A 15,416-nucleotide genomic window follows, 5' to 3' on the forward strand; every position below is an offset into this window, starting at 1 on the left:
GAGGATGCAAGCCGAAGCCATAATGACGAAGCCAGTCATCACGACGGATGCGGACACAACGATCGCCGAAGCGGTCGAGCTCATGCTTTCAAACAAAGTCAGCTGCCTGCCGGTAACGGACAGCGACGGCGCCCTGGTTGGCATTGTGAGCAAAAGCGACTTCTTGCGCCGAGAGGAACTTGGGACTCAGCGTGTGCGTCCGCGCTGGCTGGAGTTTGATCTTGGCCCGGGCACAACCGCCAATGACTATGTGCGCTCGAACGGACGGATCATCCATGAGGTGATGACCACACACGTCATTTCGGCGCCCCCTGGCGCATCGATCGCAGATATTGTCGACTTGATGATGCAACATCACATCAACAATATCCCGATTGTTGATCGGGAAAGGGTCGTCGGCATCATCACGCGAACTGATTTGCTGCTTGTCCTGATCCGCGCCATGCCGAAACAGGGCACCACACCACCCGATGACGACCTGATCCGCAAGGCTATCCTTGCCGAGCTGCAGCCACAAACTTGGAGCGGTGGTGACTCGATCGATGTGAGGGTCAGCGACGGCTTTGTCGAACTGAAGGGGGCGATTGTCGACGAGCGTCAACGGAAGGCAGCGATCGTTGCGGCTGAGAAGGTTGCCGGCGTCGGGCAAGTCAAGGACGGCCTCTTCCTCAGTACGGATCCGTTCTCGGTGATGGTTTCGTAGTTGCGAAAAAGCGGGGACGCGAAGCAGAGCCCCATTGGGTTCTGCTCCCTTCCCACATCACTTGGACATGAGGCCGTCGGCGAGTTCCTCCGTCGTATAGCGCCCGTCATGGTTGGCGAGCACGCTGTCGGCAGCGAAGACGCCCGGCCTTACGGAAATGCAATGGCCGTTGCCCTTTTTCTTGGTGGCGTGGCCACCGAGCGAATTCTGATCTATCCGTAAGGCAATGGCGGCCGCTGATTTTCAGAAAGCCGCCAGTGACTGTGCACGCTTGCAGAAAACTGCGACACCAAACTGTTGCATCTCAAACTTGGCGCACAAGATTGCCGCAGTCCGAAGGCTGTTGCTCCTCCAATTAACACTCACCAATTTGCGCCAGCGCAAAGAAACGCTGCGTCAGGTCAGTTAGCTTCTGCTCATCTGCAACGGTAGAGAGACAGGAGACTGACATGATTACGCGACGCGAAGCCCTCTTCGGAGCAGCGATTGGCGCTGCCGCCGTGGCGACACTGCCGGCATTTTCGGCAACGGTGACAAAGTCCGAGATTGGCGGGCTCGCCCGCGAGAAGATCAAGCTGGTGGCGCCGCCTTTTGTGCATCCGCACGACCAGATCGCCAAGGGCGGACCGAAGATCGTCGAATTCTCCATGACGATCGAGGAGAAGCAGATGGTCATCGACGCGGACGGGACGCAACTCAACGCAATGACCTACAACGGCTCGATCCCGGGCCCGCTGATGGTCGTCCACCAAGACGATTATGTCGAACTGACGCTCATCAATTCCGACACCAACACGCTTGCCCACAACATCGATTTTCACGCAGCCACAGGTGGGCTGGGCGGCGGCGGCCTCACCTTGATCAATCCCGGCGAACAGGTGACGCTGCGCTTCAAGGCAACGCGAACGGGAACGTTTGTCTATCACTGTGCGCCTGGCGGCGCGATGATCCCGTGGCATGTCGTTTCCGGCATGAACGGCGCCATCATGGTGCTGCCGCGCGACGGGCTCAGGAACGACAAGGGCAAGCCGGTCAAATACGATAAGATCTTCTACATCGGCGAGAGCGACTTCTACATTCCGCGCGACGAGAAGGGCAACTACAAGAGCTACGAGTCGGCGGGCGACGGTTACGACGATATCGTCAAGGTCATGCGCGGACTGATCCCGACGCATGTGGTGTTCAACGGCAAGGTCGGTTCGTTGATCGGCGACAACGCCATGAAGGCGAAGGTCGGCGAGACCGTGCTGATCGTCCATTCGCAGGCCAACCGCGACACGCGGCCGCATCTGATCGGTGGCCACGGCGACTATGTCTGGGAACAGGGCAAATTCGCCAACCCGCCGGCCAAGGATCTGGAGACCTGGTTCATCCGTGGCGGCTCTGCCGGCTCGGCGCTCTATACGTTCCTGCAGCCCGGCGTCTACGCCTACGTCAATCACAACCTGATCGAGGCCGTGGAACTCGGGGCGACCGCTCACTTCATGGTCGAGGGCGAGTGGAATGATGACCTGATGACGCAGGTGGAGGCGCCTAAACCCATCGCCACCAACTGATGGAACTCCATGTGCCCGGACAGCATCGCTGTCCGGGCAAGGACAACAGCCATGTCTCCTTACATCCTGAAGGTTTTCGCGGTCGCCATGGCGGCCACTTCTGTGCCGGCGGCTCTGTCGATCAAGGCAGCCAGTTGGCACCGGCCGCCTTACGCCGTGGCTGTCACGACGACCTTGCTGTCCGGCTCCATGACCTATCCGATACCGGGCGAGTTCCTGAAGGGCGGCCACCCGCAGGCCAATCCCCGCCTCAAACGCCAGCTCGACCAACCGCTCGAGATCATGACCTATCAGGTCAGCGCGCAAGACTATGCAGACTGCGTCGGTGTAGGCAGCTGCCAGCCGGCACAGGAGACCCGCACGATCCCCGCCAGCGCTCCCGTGACCGGAGTGAGCTATCTCGATGCGAATGCCTATGCCCGATGGTATTCTCAAGCGACCGGCGACCAATGGCGGCTGCCATCCGACGAGGAATGGGCATTTGCCGCGGCGGAGCGGTTCGCAGGCGAATTCGAGGGTGTCGAAAACGACGCCAACAACCCCGCCAGACGTTGGCTCACCAGCTACAAGGCCGAGGTGGACCTCAATCGCAAACCGGACCCATTGCCCAGGAGCCGTGGCTCCTTTGGCTTCAATTTCCTCGGGCTCGCCGACTTTTCCGGCAACGTCTGGGAGTGGACTTCGACCTGCTATGTCCGCACCACATTGGCTGAGGATGGAAGTGGTGTTGCGAGTTCGGTCGACAATTGCGGCGTCCACGTCCTTGAAGGGCTTCACAGAGCCTACATGTCGAACTTCGTCAGCGACGGAAAAAGCGGCGGCTGTGCCGTTGGCACGCCTCCCGACAATCTGGGTTTCAGGCTGGTCCGGGCCCATCGGGGGTGGGCGAACCGTTTCCTCGGCTACCTCGGCATTACCTGACAAAATCAGAAACCGCTGCTCCATTCGCGTTTTCTACGGTTGCCTGCTCTCTCGCCTCACCGCGCCTTTGGCGTCATCAATGCAATTCCGTAGACCAGGATGAAGCCGGTAAATGCCGCCACCCAAGCCGTGCCGGCAACATCGATCACCACGCCAGAAGGGACGAAGGCGGCCATGATTCTCAATGATCCCGCGAGGAGGACGGCCACGAAGATGAACGAGGGGCCTCTTCCAGCCTTGAGCTCTCGCGCGGTGTGCCCAAGCGTTGCGCGGGTCATCACGGCAAGTGTCATCGCGCCGACCGCACCCGTTCCGAGCGCGTGAAGTCCCGCCGCCGCTGGTACGGCATCGGGGAAGAATATCGACGCCGAAACGAGCGCAAGACCGACAGGCACAAAGGCATATGCAAGATGGAGAATGAGCACCAGCGGATCCCACAAGGCACGGTCACCTGCCCACCGCGACAGACGCCACACCTGGCAGATTGCGGCGATAGCCATGAGCATTCCTGAGGCGCTGTTGGCGGGAGCGAACGTCCATGCTCCCAGAGCGACGGCTGAGATGGCTATCGAGGCGACGTCAAAACGGTCGAATGGCGCAGGCAGCCGCCCAGGATTTTCGCGGACGAGCCAGTTGCGGGTGAAGCTCGGAATGATGCGCCCGCCAATGAGCGAGATGAGCATGATCGCAGCGGCCATGCCGAGCCTGCGGCTAATGTCGGAAGTACCTTGAAGATGCGCCTCGATGTGGAACGCGCCGTTGGCGCCGGCCAGGAAGGCAAGCGGCAGCAGCACCTTGAGATTGCGCCAGTTCCGTCCCGCGACGATTTCGCGTGCCGCCGCAGCACTGACCGCAAGCAGAAAAGAGCCATCGATCACGGCAGCCGCTTGCCAGCCGATATCGGCCGAGAAGAAGACAGCGGCGCGGCCGGCAAGCCACAGGACAACCAGCGCCAGCAGCGGCAGGCCTTGCACGGGTAGCCGGCCGGTCCAGTTGGGAATGGCGGTCAGCAGGAACCCGGTCACGATCGCCGGCAGATAGCCGAACAGCATCTCGTGGATGTGCCAGTCGACGGGGACAAACGCACTGTGGGCATCGAGTTCGCCCGCATACATCGGCAGCCAGAGCAGAATGGAGAGCGCGGCATAGAACGACCCGAGGAGGAAGAAGGGCCTGAATCCATAGGAAAGAAACGCGGGGCCGGAATAGCTCCGCAGGCGTGAAACTGCCATGACTTGCATCCTCATATGAAAAGGGCCGGATGAACCGCCGCCCTCGGTCCGTCCGGTCCGTGCCCGCCCGCTTATGGCAGGCAGGCTTATGCTGATCAGTTGGCTGGAACTTGGGTGAACAGGTCGGCGAACACCGTTTTTGCCTTCCCGGGATGCTTGACCGCCTTGGCGGCATCGAGATTGACCGGCTTGCCGACAACGATCAGCGCGACCATCCCCATGCCGTAGTGGGGCGCGCATTTGACGCCGTAGACGCCCTCCTTTGTCAGCGTAACGGTAATTTCCTCGCTGGGCTTGCCCTTGAAAGGCTCAGCGCCATCCGGAAGCATGCCCTTGATCGACTCGGCATCGTGTGTCTTGTCGGTCGGCACGAACTTGACGGTGTCGCCGGGCGCCGCCTTGACGAAGGCTGGCTGGAAAACCATGGCGCCTTTTTCGCCCTTGTTAAGCATTTGCACCACGTGCTCTTCCGCGCTTGCACCGCCGGCTAGCGCTAGGATGGAAATTGCGGCGGCGAGGATGGAGAGTTTCATCGGTTTGTCCTTTGTTTCGTCTTCGCGGCGTTGCGCCGTTCCATGCCATTTAGCTTGATGCGGCCAGAGACAATTTGCGCTGGCGCAAACTCGGGATAAGAAAGGTCTCCCGCACGACTGATGCGGAACCGTAGGGCTGTGAGGGATCCGCTTGGCTGCGCTGGACCGATCGCTGATATCGCGGCTGCCCCTCTTCCAAGGAATGGCACCCGAAGAGCAAAGCGAGCTTCTCAGAAGTGCTCGATCGTCACGCTATGCCAAAGACTCAACGATCTTCGAGCAGGAAGCCGAAGCCCATTCCTTCTTCGTGCTGATCGCCGGGCACATACGGGTGGTCCGTACCACGCCGGACGGACAGCAGGTCATCGCCAGATACATTAGCGAAGGCGAGATCTTTGGCGTGGCCGCGGCGCTTGGCCGGACGACCTACCCTGCCAGCGCAGTTGCGGCCGTGGATTGCGTGGTGCTGGCCTGGCCCAACGCCCTGTGGCCTGATCTGTCGAGACGCTTCCCCGTGTTTGGGGCAGCCACCTACAGGACGGTTGGAAACAGGCTGCAGGAGACGCAGACGCGGGTGGTGGAGATGTCCACGGAACAGGTGGAGCAGCGGGTTGCGCATGCGCTGCTGCGACTGGCAAACCAGACCGGCCGAAGGACCGACAGTGGCATTGAAATCGACTTTCCGATTTCGAGGCAAGACATTGCGGAAATGACAGGGACGACGCTGCACACCGTAAGCCGGCTGCTCAGCAAGTGGGAAGAGAACGGAATAATCGTCAGCGGGCGCCAGAGAGTCACCGTCAAAGATGCGCATCGCCTTGTGGTTCTGGCCGAGAACCGGAAAAAAGACTGACCGTCATCCTTCTCCTCGAATGGCCAATTCGAGCTCGACCAGAAAGTCGCCCTCATCGACTTGATGTTCCCGGCACGCCTCACTCACCGTATGGAAAGTGCCTATCGGACACCCGACGCAGAGCATCTTGTGTCTCAACGCCACAGCGACGGTTGTCGGCCATTTCCTCATGATTTCGTCGATGACCATGTCGGGATTGATCGAACTGCGCTGTTTCACGATGAAGTCTCCGCGATTTGCGAAGCCTCTTCTAAATCTCGTTCGGACCGCTCTCGTTGCGTTTTCGCAACTTCATAGGGACTGGGGCTGAACCGACTCGGGAACCGTCAGATGGCAGTGCCAACGACGGCACCGATACCGGCGGTCAGCGCCATCGCCAGCGCGCCCCAGAAGGTAACGCGAACCGTTGCCCTTAACACATCGGCGCCGCCCGCCTTGGCCCCAATGGCCCCCAGAACCGCCAGGAACAAGAGCGAGGCGACAGACACCGTTGCCGCGAGCCATGCGGCCGGTGAAACAAGCACCATTGACAACGGCATGGCCGCGCCAACCGAAAATGCAGCCGCCGAGGCCAGCGCCGCCTGGATCGGTCTGGCCGTCGTCACCTCCGAAATGCCGAGTTCGTCGCGCGCGTGGGCGCCAAGCGCGTCCTTCGCCATCAATTGGTCGGCGACCTGCAAGGCCAGTCTCGGCTCCACGCCACGCTTGACAAAGATGTCCGCAAGTTCCTGTCGCTCGAAGTCTGCTTGCGTTGCCAACTCGCCTCGCTCACGGTCGAGGTCGGCTCGCTCAGTATCGGACTGCGAACTGACCGAGACATACTCACCGGCCGCCATCGACATCGCACCGGCGACCAGTCCGGCCACGCCGGCCACCAGAACATTTGAGGCCGCGGCATTGGCCGCCGCCACACCCACGATCAGGCTGGCCGTCGAGACGATGCCGTCATTGGCGCCGAGCACGGCGGCGCGCAGCCAGCCGATGCGCGATACGAGATGGTTTTCACTGTGCAGGCGGCTCATGACATCACGGCGCGCGCCGTCCAGCAGGCCGCAGCATTCTGACGAGCACATCCGATTTTACAAAGAAATGCTGCCACAGCGCCGCTGCGGCATGAAGGCCGACAACGATGATGATCACTGGCTTGGCGAGTTCGTGTATCTCACCCACCGCTCGAATGTTGAAGTACCATGCCAGCGCTCCGGTAATCGGCATCCCGAAAATGAACAGGTAGAGCAGGAAATGGGCGGCAGCGGCGATCCGCTTCAAAAATGCGCTTTCTTCCGACGGTGCGGCCGGCACACCAACCATAAGTCGGACCGCAAACCGCCAGATCGCCAGCACCAGGACCGCCAAACCGACATACACATGAATATTCGCGTTGAATATATCGCCAGCTGCCGGCTCGGTGCCGCGTGAGAACGCCCGGTAAGCCGGCTTGATGTCCTCACCGAGGATGAGCTGTAGGACGATCAACGCCGCAATCACCCAATGCAGCAGAATTTGCGTTGCGGTGTATCCGGCCGGCTCATTGGCAACAGTCATGGCAGCTATCTCGCTTGAGAGAGCCCTCTTAGCTCGGGCTTTATGCGAATATCTTGATCCATGACAAATCGACTTGATGTCCATGAGCTTTGCCGGCCTCGCAGCTTGAACTCAGCTGACAGCCAGTTGTCAGCTTGGCCGTGGGATATTGCCTCCGGAGCGGACCACATGGATCGCCCTGCGAGATTCAACTTGGAAACACATCCGATGAAACAGATTGCCTTGTCACTCTTCGTAATCGCCGCCTCCGGCGCTTATGTCTGGGATCTGGCCGGCAGGGATCCGGCAAACGATATGCTTGGCGAAGCGCTGCCGGCCGATGCAGCAGATGTGCCTTCCGAGCAGCCAAAAGAGCCCGCATCCGCTGCGGCTTTGCCGATGCTTCGCACCTCCCCGGCGCCGCTCGAACCCCGGTTCAGAACAAGGTTCCCGATTGCCCGGGAAACGACAGCTGGCATAACACTGCCCGCCGAAGAGCCAAATGAGCCCTTCAAGCAGACAGTGGTTCCGGTGGCACCACAACCATCGCCAACGCGACCGGCGCAGCCAGTAGCGCCGGCTGTCACCGATGCTGCGTCGTCAACGCCTTCATTTGCTGTAACGCCCGCCATCTACATACCTGTCCCGCAGCCGCGGCCGGCATATCCGGATGCGCCAGCTCGTGTCGTCCGGGTGGGCATGAAGCTCGCGCCGCACGGTTATGCCGATGGCCTCTACACCGGCCCCACGGCCGATGCCTACTACGGCATCATCCAGATTCAGGCCCTCGTCCAAGGCGGGCAGCTTACGGCGCTGAAAGTGCTGAAATACCCATCCGACCGCCGCACTTCCATCAGCATCAACAGGCAGGCGCTGCCCATGCTGCGCGACGAAGCGATCAGCGCACAAAGCGCCAATGTCGACATTATTTCGGGCGCGACGCTGACCAGCAGGGCCTTCATCCAGTCGCTGCGCGGCGCGCTGAAGAAAGCGTCGTCCTAAGTTCCATGGGCGACACGCGAATTTTGATGGGCATGCCCATTACGGTCGACATCGGCGGCGCGTCGACCGGCGATCTGATCGACACGGTCTTTGACTATTTCGAGCATGTCGACCGGCGTTTCAGCACATACCGGGCCGACAGCGAGATCGCGGCGATCAACCGCGGTGACGTTCCGGTTGTCGACTGGAGCGGCGAGATGATGGAAGTGCTCGCTCTCGCCAGACAGACAAAAGACGAGACGGACGGATACTTCGATATTCGCAAAGCCGACGGGTCGCTCGATCCTTCCGGCATCGTCAAGGGCTGGGCTATCCGGAATGCGGCAGGCATCGTTCAGCGAGCCGGCATCAGCGATTTTTTCATCGAAGCGGGCGGCGATATCCAGTCCTGTGGCAAGAATGCTTCGGGTCATGACTGGAGCGTCGGTATCCGCAATCCCTTCAACGCGGACGAGATCGTAAAAATCGTCTATCCCCGCGGCCGCGGCGTCGCGACCTCCGGCACCTATGTCCGCGGCCAGCACATCTACAACCCGCATGGGATTGGCAGTCCGATCCAGGACATCGTCAGCCTGACCGTCATCGGTGCGGATGTGCTCGAAGCCGATCGTTTCGCCACCGCGGCCTTCGCCATGGGGCGGGACGGCATTCTCTTCATCGAGCGGACGCCTGGCCTCGAAGGGTATGTCATCGACACCAATGGCCGCGCCACACCGACAACCGGGTTCGGAGCCCTTTGCCTGCCATGATCAAGACCATCGACCGATTCCTCGATCATATGACGATGTACAGGCTGGTCCTCTACTATCTGATGGCGCTGGTCGGCGCGGCGTTCGTGCTCGGCTTCGTCAAGCTGGTGCCACATGACCCGCTTGCACTTGCCTTCACGACGGCTTTGGCGCTGGCCGCCTGCTGGATTACCAACAAGGTCTTTGCGCATGTCGTCGCAGTCCCGGCCAACAATGAATCCGTCTACATCACCGCATTCATCCTGGCGCTCATCCTCGATCCGGTAGCGGTCACGGACGTAAGGGGGATCGCGGCGGTGGCATTTGCGTCCGTCTGGGCTATTTCATCGAAATTCATTCTCGCGGTCGGCCGGAAGCACCTTTTCAATCCGGCTGCACTTGGCGTGGCGCTGTCCGCGCTGCTGCTCGACCAACCAGCCACTTGGTGGGTTGGCGGCAATCTGCCGCTAGTTCCACTCGTGCTCTTCGGCGGCATGCTCATTGTCCGCAAACTGCGCCGGCTTGATCTTGTGTCGACCTTTATTGTCGTGGCGTTGGCGACCATTCTGGCAACCAGCGATCCGTCGCAGTACTGGACCGCGCTTACGGAGACACTGGGTTCGTCGCCTCTGCTGTTTTTTGCCTTCGTGATGCTGACCGAGCCGCTGACCGCGCCGACGATGCGTTGGCCGCGTATCGCCTTTGCCGCCATCGTCGGCTTCCTGTTTGCGCCCAACATTCATATCGGCTCGTTCTATTTCACCCCGGAACTGGCGCTGCTTGCCGGCAACCTGTTCGCCTATGCGGCAGGCCCCAAGGGACGTTTCGTGCTGACGTTGGAACGCATCGAGCAATCGGCCGTCGACAGCTTTGACTTCGTCTTCCGGTCGCCGCGCAAGCTCGCGTTCCAGGCCGGCCAGTATCTCGAATGGACACTCGGCCTCGATCGTGCCGACAATCGCGGTAACCGCCGCTATTTCACGGTCGCCTCGGCACCTACGGAGGAAACGGTCCGCCTTGGCGTCAAGTTCTATCCGCGATCCAGCGCCTTCAAGCGCGAATTGATGACCATGAAACCAGGCAGCACGATCCACGCCGCCCAACTGGCCGGCAACTTCACGCTGCCCGCCCGGCGTGAAACCAAGATCGCTTTCCTGGCCGGAGGCATCGGCATCACGCCGTTCCGTTCGATGCTGCAATATCTGCTCGACCGCAAGGAGCGGCGACCAATCGTCATCCTCTACGGAACCGAAGGACAGCAGGATATCGCCTATCGCGACGTGCTTGACGCGGCCAGGCAGGAACTTGGAATCAAGACGATCCACGCTGTGGCGCGCGGTGGCGAGCGCAGCCAGTATTCCGGATACATCGACGAGCGCCTGATACGTCTGGCCATACCCGACTACCTCGAGCGCACTTTCTACATTTCCGGTCCGCAGGCGATGGTCAAGGCACTGCGTCAGAAACTGCTGGCCATGGGCGTCCGCCGCTCGAGGATAAAAGTCGATTACTTCCCAGGTTTTGCCTGAAGCAGGCTCAATTGTGTCGTGGCAAGGAAATGGTCACGACCAGACCCGGGTCGGCGTTGGTCATGGCAAGACGCCCGCCGTAGGCTTCGACGATGTCGGAAACGATGGCCAGGCCAAGGCCGCTGCTGCCGCCCTTGCTGTCGAGCTGGACGCCACGTGACAAGGCGGATTGGCGATCCGCATCCGGTATGCCGGGTCCGTCGTCGGCGACAGTGACGGCCACCTTGCCGGCGACGGCGGATGCGTTGACACGGACTGACGATTTTGCGTAGCGCGCTGCGTTCTCGACCAGATTGCCGAGGATTTCCGACAGGTCGCCTTCATCGATTGGCGCCATCAGATCCTCCGCGACCTCCATCGTGAAAGAAAGCTGCTTGCCGCTTGGCGTCCGTTTGACGACTGCGATGACGCCAGCCGCGACGTCCGCCACCCGGCAGGACGCCTTGCCGGAGACGCCGGGCGCGAGCCGGGCGCGCGCGAGCTCCCGCTCGACATGGCGCCGGATCGCTCCGGCGCTTTTCTCGATTTCGTCGGCCAGCTCCGTCTCGCCTTTTTTTCTCAACGCGCGAATGTCGACCGACAGCACTTGCAGCGGCGTCTTAAGACCGTGCGCCAGATCGGTAGCGCGCGATCGGGCTCGCGCGAGCGCCTTCTCCTGGGCTTCGAGAAGTCGATTGATTTCGTCCGCGAGCGGCTGCACCTCGCTTGGTGCCGCCACATCGAGCCGTGCCGTTCGCTGTGCGATCACGGTTCTGACGCCGATCCTCAAGGTCTCCAGCGGTGCGAGGCCGATGGTGATCTGGATGAAAAACGCGGCCATGAGAACTGCGGCGAGCATCAACAGAGCCGGAGCAAGGTCGCGAACATATTCGCTTACAGATACCTCAACGGTTCGATGATCTTCCGCCACGATTGCGCGAAAGGACCGGCCTCGGGCATCGATGATCGTACGCTCGACCGCAATACTGAGTTCTCCGCCCGGGCCCGTGAACTCCTCGACCGTTCGCAGCCCACCACTTACGCTCCGGGCAGGCAGGAGCAGCTTGGCGTCCCACAATGATCGCGAACGTTCGAGGCTGCCGGTGGCGATGTCCTCCACCTGCCAGTAGTAACCGGAGAGTGGATTGGCGAAACGCGGGTCAGTGAGCGCTGGGGTCACGATAAGGCGGCCGCCGCTTGCGAAAGCCGTTGCGCCGATCAGTTCGTTGAGGTCGACCGTCAACTCGCCCACCACGCGCCGCTCGACGTGAAGTTCGAACAGATAGCGCAGACCGGCGCCGGCGATGCCGAGTGCGACAAGAATCGAAATCGTTGCCGCCGACCACAGCCGAAAGCGTATCGAGTTGCCCATCAGGCAGGATCATCGGGTATCAGATACCCGAACCCGCGTCGTGTTTCGATGACATCGCTGCCGAGCTTCCGTCGCAGCCGCGCCACAATGACCTCGATCGTGTTCGGATCGCGGTCGTTGCCTGAATCGTACAAATGCTCGGCAACTTCTGTGGACGCCATCACCCGCCCAGCGTGATGCATCAGAAACGCCAGGAGCCGGTATTCCAGGGGCGACAGGGAAACGGGAATGCCGCGCAGCGAAATGCGCATCTGGCGCGTGTCCAGAAGCAGCGGGCCGGACCTCAAGACGGGTGCCGCCTGCCCTGCCGCGCGACGCAGGATGGCCCGCAACCGGGCGAGCAGTTCTTCCATTTCAAAAGGCTTGGGAAGATAGTCGTCAGCACCGGAATTGATGCCATCCACGCGTTCGGTCCACATGCCTCTTGCGGTCAAGATGATAACCGGAAACCTGCGCTCGTTGGCCCGCCAACGCTTTAAGACCGTAAGACCATCAAGCTTGGGCAATCCGAGGTCAAGAATCGCGGCATCATAATTCTCGACGTCGCCGGCGAACCAGGCTGCTTCGCCATCCCTTACGATATCGACGGCCATTCCGGATGCCTTGAGGGCGGTGGCGATATCGGCAGCGATACGGGGCTCGTCTTCGGCCAGGAGGATTCTCATCAGTCACCCTCCCCATCGCGCATGATGACGCCGGCGCCGGCGTCGACGTCGACGGTCTTTCGCCGGCCATCGGCACCGACGACCTGGAACCGGTAGACCCATTTGTTGGCCTTGCGGATGAGATCGACCGCAACAACGTCGCCGGGAGCTTTGGCGCGGACAACGTCCAGTATGTCGGCAAGGCCCTTGATTTCGCCGTGCTCGTACAAATCACGCGCCCGGTCATGGTCGCCGTCATCGTCCTCGTCGGCACGGGCAGCGAGAGGCATTGCCAGGATAAGTCCAGCGAGACCCAGCACCGCCAAACGCATCAACAGGCTTTTCATCGGCAAGGCATGTCGCACTTTGAAGCTTTCAATTTGCTGTCAGTCATCCTCAGCCCGCAGCAAGCAAAGGGTCCATATCAAGGCATTATCGCGTCCAATCATGGCCGCGCCGAGAAGGACACCAGACCATGCGCAATTCCATGCTTTTCCTTGCAGCACTTGCAGGCCTCACGATCTTTGCCCTGCCGGCGGCCGCTGAATCGGACGAAGGATCATGTGCGGCGCTATCTTCCGTGGTCCCATCCGGCCCGATCGACCTGCAGGCCATCCCGATGCAGGACGCCACCACCCCGAAAGCGATCAAGGGTGATGACGATGCGTGTGACGACCGGCAGGGCGATGAGGCCGACGAAAACGACTAGATCTCTCGTTCGCAGTGCGTGGCCCGCTACAGCACATAACGCGCGCAAATGTCGTCGGCCAAGGCTCGCTGCAAGGTCGGCAAATATCCAAAGTCCCTTACCAATCCCTGGAGCGTTTTCGTGGTCCCCATTCAACACATCCACCCCATTCTTGTTCATTTTCCCATTGTTCTGATCTACACGCTTGCGGCTATCGACCTTGTAGCGCTGGCTGGTGGCAACGCCGTCACGAGAAAATCGGGCGCCGGCACGATCTCCACGTTTGTGGCCCTGGCTGCCGGTGTGTTCGCCCTTGGAACCTGGTTCTTCGGCGGTCTTGCCCTGGATCATGCCGAAGCGGCCGGCTTCAGCAGCGATATCGCGGAAATCCACGAAAGCCTGGGGGGTATCACTGCTTTTGCCTTCCTGATCTGGGGACTTGTGAGGCTCGCGCTTTGGATACGGAATCGCGAGTTTCGGGCTGTGACGATCGCCATTCCTCTGATCGAAATTGGCGGAGCGGTGCTGGTCACCACGACTGCCTACTATGGTGGTCTGCTTGTCTACGAACTTGGCGTGAATGTCGCCAAGACCGCGATCGCTGGTTGACCGCCACGGGCCCGTCATTCGCGACCCCACACATGGACCATTTGCCTCAATGGCAAAATGATGCAGATCAAGGCGCTTTATACATGCGACTCCTAAGAAGCCGGAGGTTTGGAAAACCCGGAGAACCAACATGCAAGCCGCAGCGATAATGAGCAAGCCAGTCGTCGGCATAGACCCGTCCGCATCGATCGCCGAGGCGGCCGGGTTGATGCTCTCCAAAAAGGTGAGTGGCCTCCCCGTCATTCGCAGCGACGGCAGGCTGGTCGGGATCGTCAGCGAGGGCGATTTCCTGCGTCGCGGAGAACTGGGCACGGAACGCAAACGCTCGCACTGGCTGGAGCTTCTCATCAGTCCCGGGAAGGCCGCCGATGAATATGCCCACGCCAATGGGCAGCGGATCGAACAGGTGATGTCGCAAGATGTCGTCAAGGCATCCCCTACCGCACCGCTCGCCGAGGTCGTCGAGCTCATGACGCGTCACCAGGTCAAACGCATTCCGGTCGTGGACGCTGGGAAAGTCGTCGGCATCATCACCCGCTCTGATATTCTGCGGGCCATGCTCAGCGTCCTTCCCGGTGCAGCCACTGCAGCCATCGACGACGAACAGATCCGGGAGAACATCGTGACCGAGCTTGCGACGCAGAAATGGGCCGGCAACGACTTGATCAACGTGACGGTGGACAATGGAGTGGTGAAACTGGGCGGCGCCATCTTCGACGAACGCGCGCGCCAGGCAGCCATCATCGCCGCCGAAAACATCGCCGGCGTTAAAGGTGTCAAGGACGATCTCTTCTGCGCCGATCCCCTATCCGTCGTCCTTGTTTCGTAGCGGTGTCGAGAAAGGTCACGTCATCAAACGCTGCGCCAGGACAATCATCCCCAGGTTGGGGCACATGACATTGATCCACAGCGAGGCACAATTTCCACAGTGAGTTGCCAGTCTCGCCCAGGGCTTCGCCGCGCTTAGGTCGCGACGAAGGGTACCAATGGTCGAAGCAGTAACAGGGCGAAGGCAATAAGCGCCGCGCCCACAACTCTTTCTACCAGTCTTTTGCCTCCGCTGAGCCGCCGACCCAGCAAAAGCCACACCGATCCGGTGGCAGCCGTAATCCCCAGGAGCGCAATCCAGAAGATCCCCAGCGCGCGCGGTTCGATGTTCATCGGCACTATAGCCAGGCAATAGATAAAGGGCTTCGGATTGAGCAGACTGGTCGCTGCAACAGACAGGGCGTCGTCGTTTTTGGAAGCGTTGATCCGGGCGCTCGCCGTCAAACGCAGGCCAAGAATGACGAGCCATCCGGCTGCTACCAACCTGAGTATTTGAATGGCGTCGGGCGACATCAAGGGACGCAGCGAAAGCCAGCATGCCGATGCAATCCCATATCCGCATGCCTGAGCGGCCAAAAGCTTGACCGCTTTCTCTCGTTTGACCGCCCCCGCCATCAAAAGAGCGTTGGTAGGCCCTGGTGCGACGAAGAGCAGAAATGCTTCCAGAAAAAATCGAGTGTCCAAACTGCCTGGTCCCGCGAAATGCAAACTTATC

At 60.6% G+C, this 15,416-nt stretch carries 19 protein-coding genes; 10 read left to right on the top strand and 9 right to left on the bottom strand.

Going from position 1 to position 15,416, the window contains the following annotated elements:
• Window positions 1-4 precede the first annotated feature (4 nt).
• The 3 genes from NKH60_RS08185 (at window position 5) to NKH60_RS08195 (ending at window position 3,180) form a co-directional block, all read left to right on the top strand.
• On the top strand, window positions 5-703 hold the full coding sequence (locus NKH60_RS08185) for a CBS domain-containing protein (protein WP_352871790.1): 699 nt from the start codon (window positions 5-7) through the stop codon (window positions 701-703).
• A 449-nt stretch (window positions 704-1,152) separates the two neighbouring features.
• Window positions 1,153-2,259: a copper-containing nitrite reductase gene (nirK, locus tag NKH60_RS08190; protein ID WP_352871792.1), complete on the top strand. Its 1,107-nt coding sequence runs from the start codon at window positions 1,153-1,155 to the stop codon at window positions 2,257-2,259.
• Between the two features lie 51 nt (window positions 2,260-2,310).
• A complete protein-coding gene (locus NKH60_RS08195; RefSeq protein ID WP_352871794.1) occupies window positions 2,311-3,180 on the top strand; it encodes an SUMF1/EgtB/PvdO family nonheme iron enzyme in 870 nt (289 codons plus the stop codon).
• Between the two features lie 56 nt (window positions 3,181-3,236).
• Here NKH60_RS08195 and NKH60_RS08200 read toward each other — a convergent pair whose 3' ends face one another.
• Together NKH60_RS08200 and NKH60_RS08205 are read right to left on the bottom strand one after the other, a co-directional pair.
• A complete protein-coding gene (locus tag NKH60_RS08200) occupies window positions 3,237-4,412 on the bottom strand; it encodes an NnrS family protein (protein WP_352871796.1) in 1,176 nt (391 codons plus the stop codon).
• Between the two features lie 95 nt (window positions 4,413-4,507).
• Window positions 4,508-4,945: a pseudoazurin gene (locus NKH60_RS08205; RefSeq protein ID WP_352871798.1), complete on the bottom strand. Its 438-nt coding sequence runs from the start codon at window positions 4,943-4,945 to the stop codon at window positions 4,508-4,510.
• A 151-nt stretch (window positions 4,946-5,096) separates the two neighbouring features.
• Between NKH60_RS08205 and NKH60_RS08210 the strand changes: the two genes are divergently transcribed.
• The gene (locus tag NKH60_RS08210) at window positions 5,097-5,798 is read left to right on the top strand and encodes a Crp/Fnr family transcriptional regulator (protein WP_352871800.1); all 702 of its coding nucleotides are present in this window, start codon (window positions 5,097-5,099) and stop codon (window positions 5,796-5,798) included.
• Between the two features lie 3 nt (window positions 5,799-5,801).
• Here NKH60_RS08210 and NKH60_RS08215 read toward each other — a convergent pair whose 3' ends face one another.
• From NKH60_RS08215 to NKH60_RS08225, 3 genes are all read right to left on the bottom strand, one after another.
• Window positions 5,802-6,017: a DUF1858 domain-containing protein gene (locus NKH60_RS08215; RefSeq protein ID WP_352871802.1), complete on the bottom strand. Its 216-nt coding sequence runs from the start codon at window positions 6,015-6,017 to the stop codon at window positions 5,802-5,804.
• 107 nt (window positions 6,018-6,124) lie between these two features.
• Window positions 6,125-6,820: a VIT1/CCC1 transporter family protein gene (locus NKH60_RS08220; protein ID WP_352871804.1), complete on the bottom strand. Its 696-nt coding sequence runs from the start codon at window positions 6,818-6,820 to the stop codon at window positions 6,125-6,127.
• Window positions 6,821-6,824: 4 nt separating this feature from the next.
• A complete protein-coding gene (locus tag NKH60_RS08225) occupies window positions 6,825-7,343 on the bottom strand; it encodes a cytochrome b (RefSeq protein ID WP_352871806.1) in 519 nt (172 codons plus the stop codon).
• Between the two features lie 168 nt (window positions 7,344-7,511).
• Here NKH60_RS08225 and NKH60_RS08230 point away from each other — a divergent pair, with 168 nt between their 5' ends.
• The 3 genes from NKH60_RS08230 to NKH60_RS08240 are packed head-to-tail and all read left to right on the top strand — an operon-like array spanning window position 7,512 to window position 10,581.
• Window positions 7,512-8,324 carry an FMN-binding protein gene (locus NKH60_RS08230; protein ID WP_352871808.1) on the top strand — a complete coding sequence of 271 codons (813 nt, stop codon included), beginning with the start codon at window positions 7,512-7,514 and terminating at the stop codon, window positions 8,322-8,324.
• A gap of 26 nt (window positions 8,325-8,350) precedes the next feature.
• Window positions 8,351-9,073 carry an FAD:protein FMN transferase gene (locus NKH60_RS08235; protein ID WP_352871810.1) on the top strand — a complete coding sequence of 241 codons (723 nt, stop codon included), beginning with the start codon at window positions 8,351-8,353 and terminating at the stop codon, window positions 9,071-9,073.
• The gene (locus tag NKH60_RS08240) at window positions 9,070-10,581 is read left to right on the top strand and encodes an RnfABCDGE type electron transport complex subunit D (RefSeq protein WP_352871813.1); all 1,512 of its coding nucleotides are present in this window, start codon (window positions 9,070-9,072) and stop codon (window positions 10,579-10,581) included. The genes NKH60_RS08235 and NKH60_RS08240 overlap by 4 nt, the downstream gene beginning before the upstream one ends.
• A 7-nt stretch (window positions 10,582-10,588) precedes the next feature.
• Here the strand turns inward: NKH60_RS08240 and NKH60_RS08245 are convergent, their stop codons facing one another.
• Genes NKH60_RS08245 through NKH60_RS08255 form a run of 3 tightly spaced genes read right to left on the bottom strand, consistent with a single transcriptional unit; the run spans window position 10,589 to window position 12,908 of the window.
• Entirely contained in the window at window positions 10,589-11,932 is a 1,344-nt protein-coding gene (locus tag NKH60_RS08245; RefSeq protein ID WP_352871815.1) for a sensor histidine kinase, read from the bottom strand.
• A complete protein-coding gene (locus NKH60_RS08250; RefSeq protein ID WP_352871817.1) occupies window positions 11,932-12,597 on the bottom strand; it encodes a response regulator transcription factor in 666 nt (221 codons plus the stop codon). Before NKH60_RS08250 ends, NKH60_RS08245 begins: the two co-directional genes overlap by 1 nt.
• Window positions 12,597-12,908: a PepSY domain-containing protein gene (locus tag NKH60_RS08255; RefSeq protein WP_352871900.1), complete on the bottom strand. Its 312-nt coding sequence runs from the start codon at window positions 12,906-12,908 to the stop codon at window positions 12,597-12,599. Before NKH60_RS08255 ends, NKH60_RS08250 begins: the two co-directional genes overlap by 1 nt.
• A gap of 143 nt (window positions 12,909-13,051) precedes the next feature.
• On the opposite strand from NKH60_RS08255, the gene NKH60_RS08260 reads away from it, so the two are divergent.
• The 3 genes from NKH60_RS08260 to NKH60_RS08270 all read left to right on the top strand — a co-directional run bounded on the left by NKH60_RS08260 (window position 13,052) and on the right by NKH60_RS08270 (window position 14,702).
• Window positions 13,052-13,285, top strand: coding sequence for a hypothetical protein (locus NKH60_RS08260; protein ID WP_352871819.1), 234 nt, complete (start codon window positions 13,052-13,054; stop codon window positions 13,283-13,285).
• A gap of 48 nt (window positions 13,286-13,333) precedes the next feature.
• On the top strand, window positions 13,334-13,873 hold the full coding sequence (locus tag NKH60_RS08265) for a DUF2231 domain-containing protein (protein ID WP_352871821.1): 540 nt from the start codon (window positions 13,334-13,336) through the stop codon (window positions 13,871-13,873).
• Window positions 13,874-14,003: 130 nt separating this feature from the next.
• Complete coding sequence (locus tag NKH60_RS08270) at window positions 14,004-14,702, top strand: CBS domain-containing protein (RefSeq protein ID WP_352871823.1); 699 nt, start codon at window positions 14,004-14,006, stop codon at window positions 14,700-14,702.
• Between the two features lie 134 nt (window positions 14,703-14,836).
• Here NKH60_RS08270 and NKH60_RS08275 read toward each other — a convergent pair whose 3' ends face one another.
• Window positions 14,837-15,385, bottom strand: a complete 549-nt coding sequence (locus NKH60_RS08275; protein WP_352871825.1) for a hypothetical protein — start codon at window positions 15,383-15,385, stop codon at window positions 14,837-14,839.
• Between the last annotated feature and the right edge of the window lie 31 nt (window positions 15,386-15,416).

It is taken from the genome of Mesorhizobium sp. M1006, assembly GCF_040318825.1.
GTDB lineage: Bacteria > Pseudomonadota > Alphaproteobacteria > Rhizobiales > Rhizobiaceae > Mesorhizobium.

Excerpts from the sequence above, each read along its gene's own strand:
- NKH60_RS08185 (WP_352871790.1), top strand. The coding sequence starts at position 5 with ATGCAAGCCGAAGCCATAATGACGAAGCCAGTCATCACGACGGATGCG.
- nirK (WP_352871792.1), top strand. The coding sequence starts at position 1,153 with ATGATTACGCGACGCGAAGCCCTCTTCGGAGCAGCGATTGGCGCTGCC.
- NKH60_RS08195 (WP_352871794.1), top strand. The coding sequence starts at position 2,311 with ATGTCTCCTTACATCCTGAAGGTTTTCGCGGTCGCCATGGCGGCCACT.
- NKH60_RS08200 (WP_352871796.1), bottom strand. The coding sequence starts at position 4,412 with ATGGCAGTTTCACGCCTGCGGAGCTATTCCGGCCCCGCGTTTCTTTCC.
- NKH60_RS08205 (WP_352871798.1), bottom strand. The coding sequence starts at position 4,945 with ATGAAACTCTCCATCCTCGCCGCCGCAATTTCCATCCTAGCGCTAGCC.
- NKH60_RS08220 (WP_352871804.1), bottom strand. The coding sequence starts at position 6,820 with ATGAGCCGCCTGCACAGTGAAAACCATCTCGTATCGCGCATCGGCTGG.
- NKH60_RS08225 (WP_352871806.1), bottom strand. The coding sequence starts at position 7,343 with ATGACTGTTGCCAATGAGCCGGCCGGATACACCGCAACGCAAATTCTG.
- NKH60_RS08230 (WP_352871808.1), top strand. The coding sequence starts at position 7,512 with ATGGATCGCCCTGCGAGATTCAACTTGGAAACACATCCGATGAAACAG.
- NKH60_RS08235 (WP_352871810.1), top strand. The coding sequence starts at position 8,351 with ATGGGCATGCCCATTACGGTCGACATCGGCGGCGCGTCGACCGGCGAT.
- NKH60_RS08240 (WP_352871813.1), top strand. The coding sequence starts at position 9,070 with ATGATCAAGACCATCGACCGATTCCTCGATCATATGACGATGTACAGG.
- NKH60_RS08245 (WP_352871815.1), bottom strand. The coding sequence starts at position 11,932 with ATGGGCAACTCGATACGCTTTCGGCTGTGGTCGGCGGCAACGATTTCG.
- NKH60_RS08250 (WP_352871817.1), bottom strand. The coding sequence starts at position 12,597 with ATGAGAATCCTCCTGGCCGAAGACGAGCCCCGTATCGCTGCCGATATC.
- NKH60_RS08255 (WP_352871900.1), bottom strand. The coding sequence starts at position 12,908 with ATGCGTTTGGCGGTGCTGGGTCTCGCTGGACTTATCCTGGCAATGCCT.
- NKH60_RS08260 (WP_352871819.1), top strand. The coding sequence starts at position 13,052 with ATGCGCAATTCCATGCTTTTCCTTGCAGCACTTGCAGGCCTCACGATC.
- NKH60_RS08265 (WP_352871821.1), top strand. The coding sequence starts at position 13,334 with ATGTCGTCGGCCAAGGCTCGCTGCAAGGTCGGCAAATATCCAAAGTCC.
- NKH60_RS08270 (WP_352871823.1), top strand. The coding sequence starts at position 14,004 with ATGCAAGCCGCAGCGATAATGAGCAAGCCAGTCGTCGGCATAGACCCG.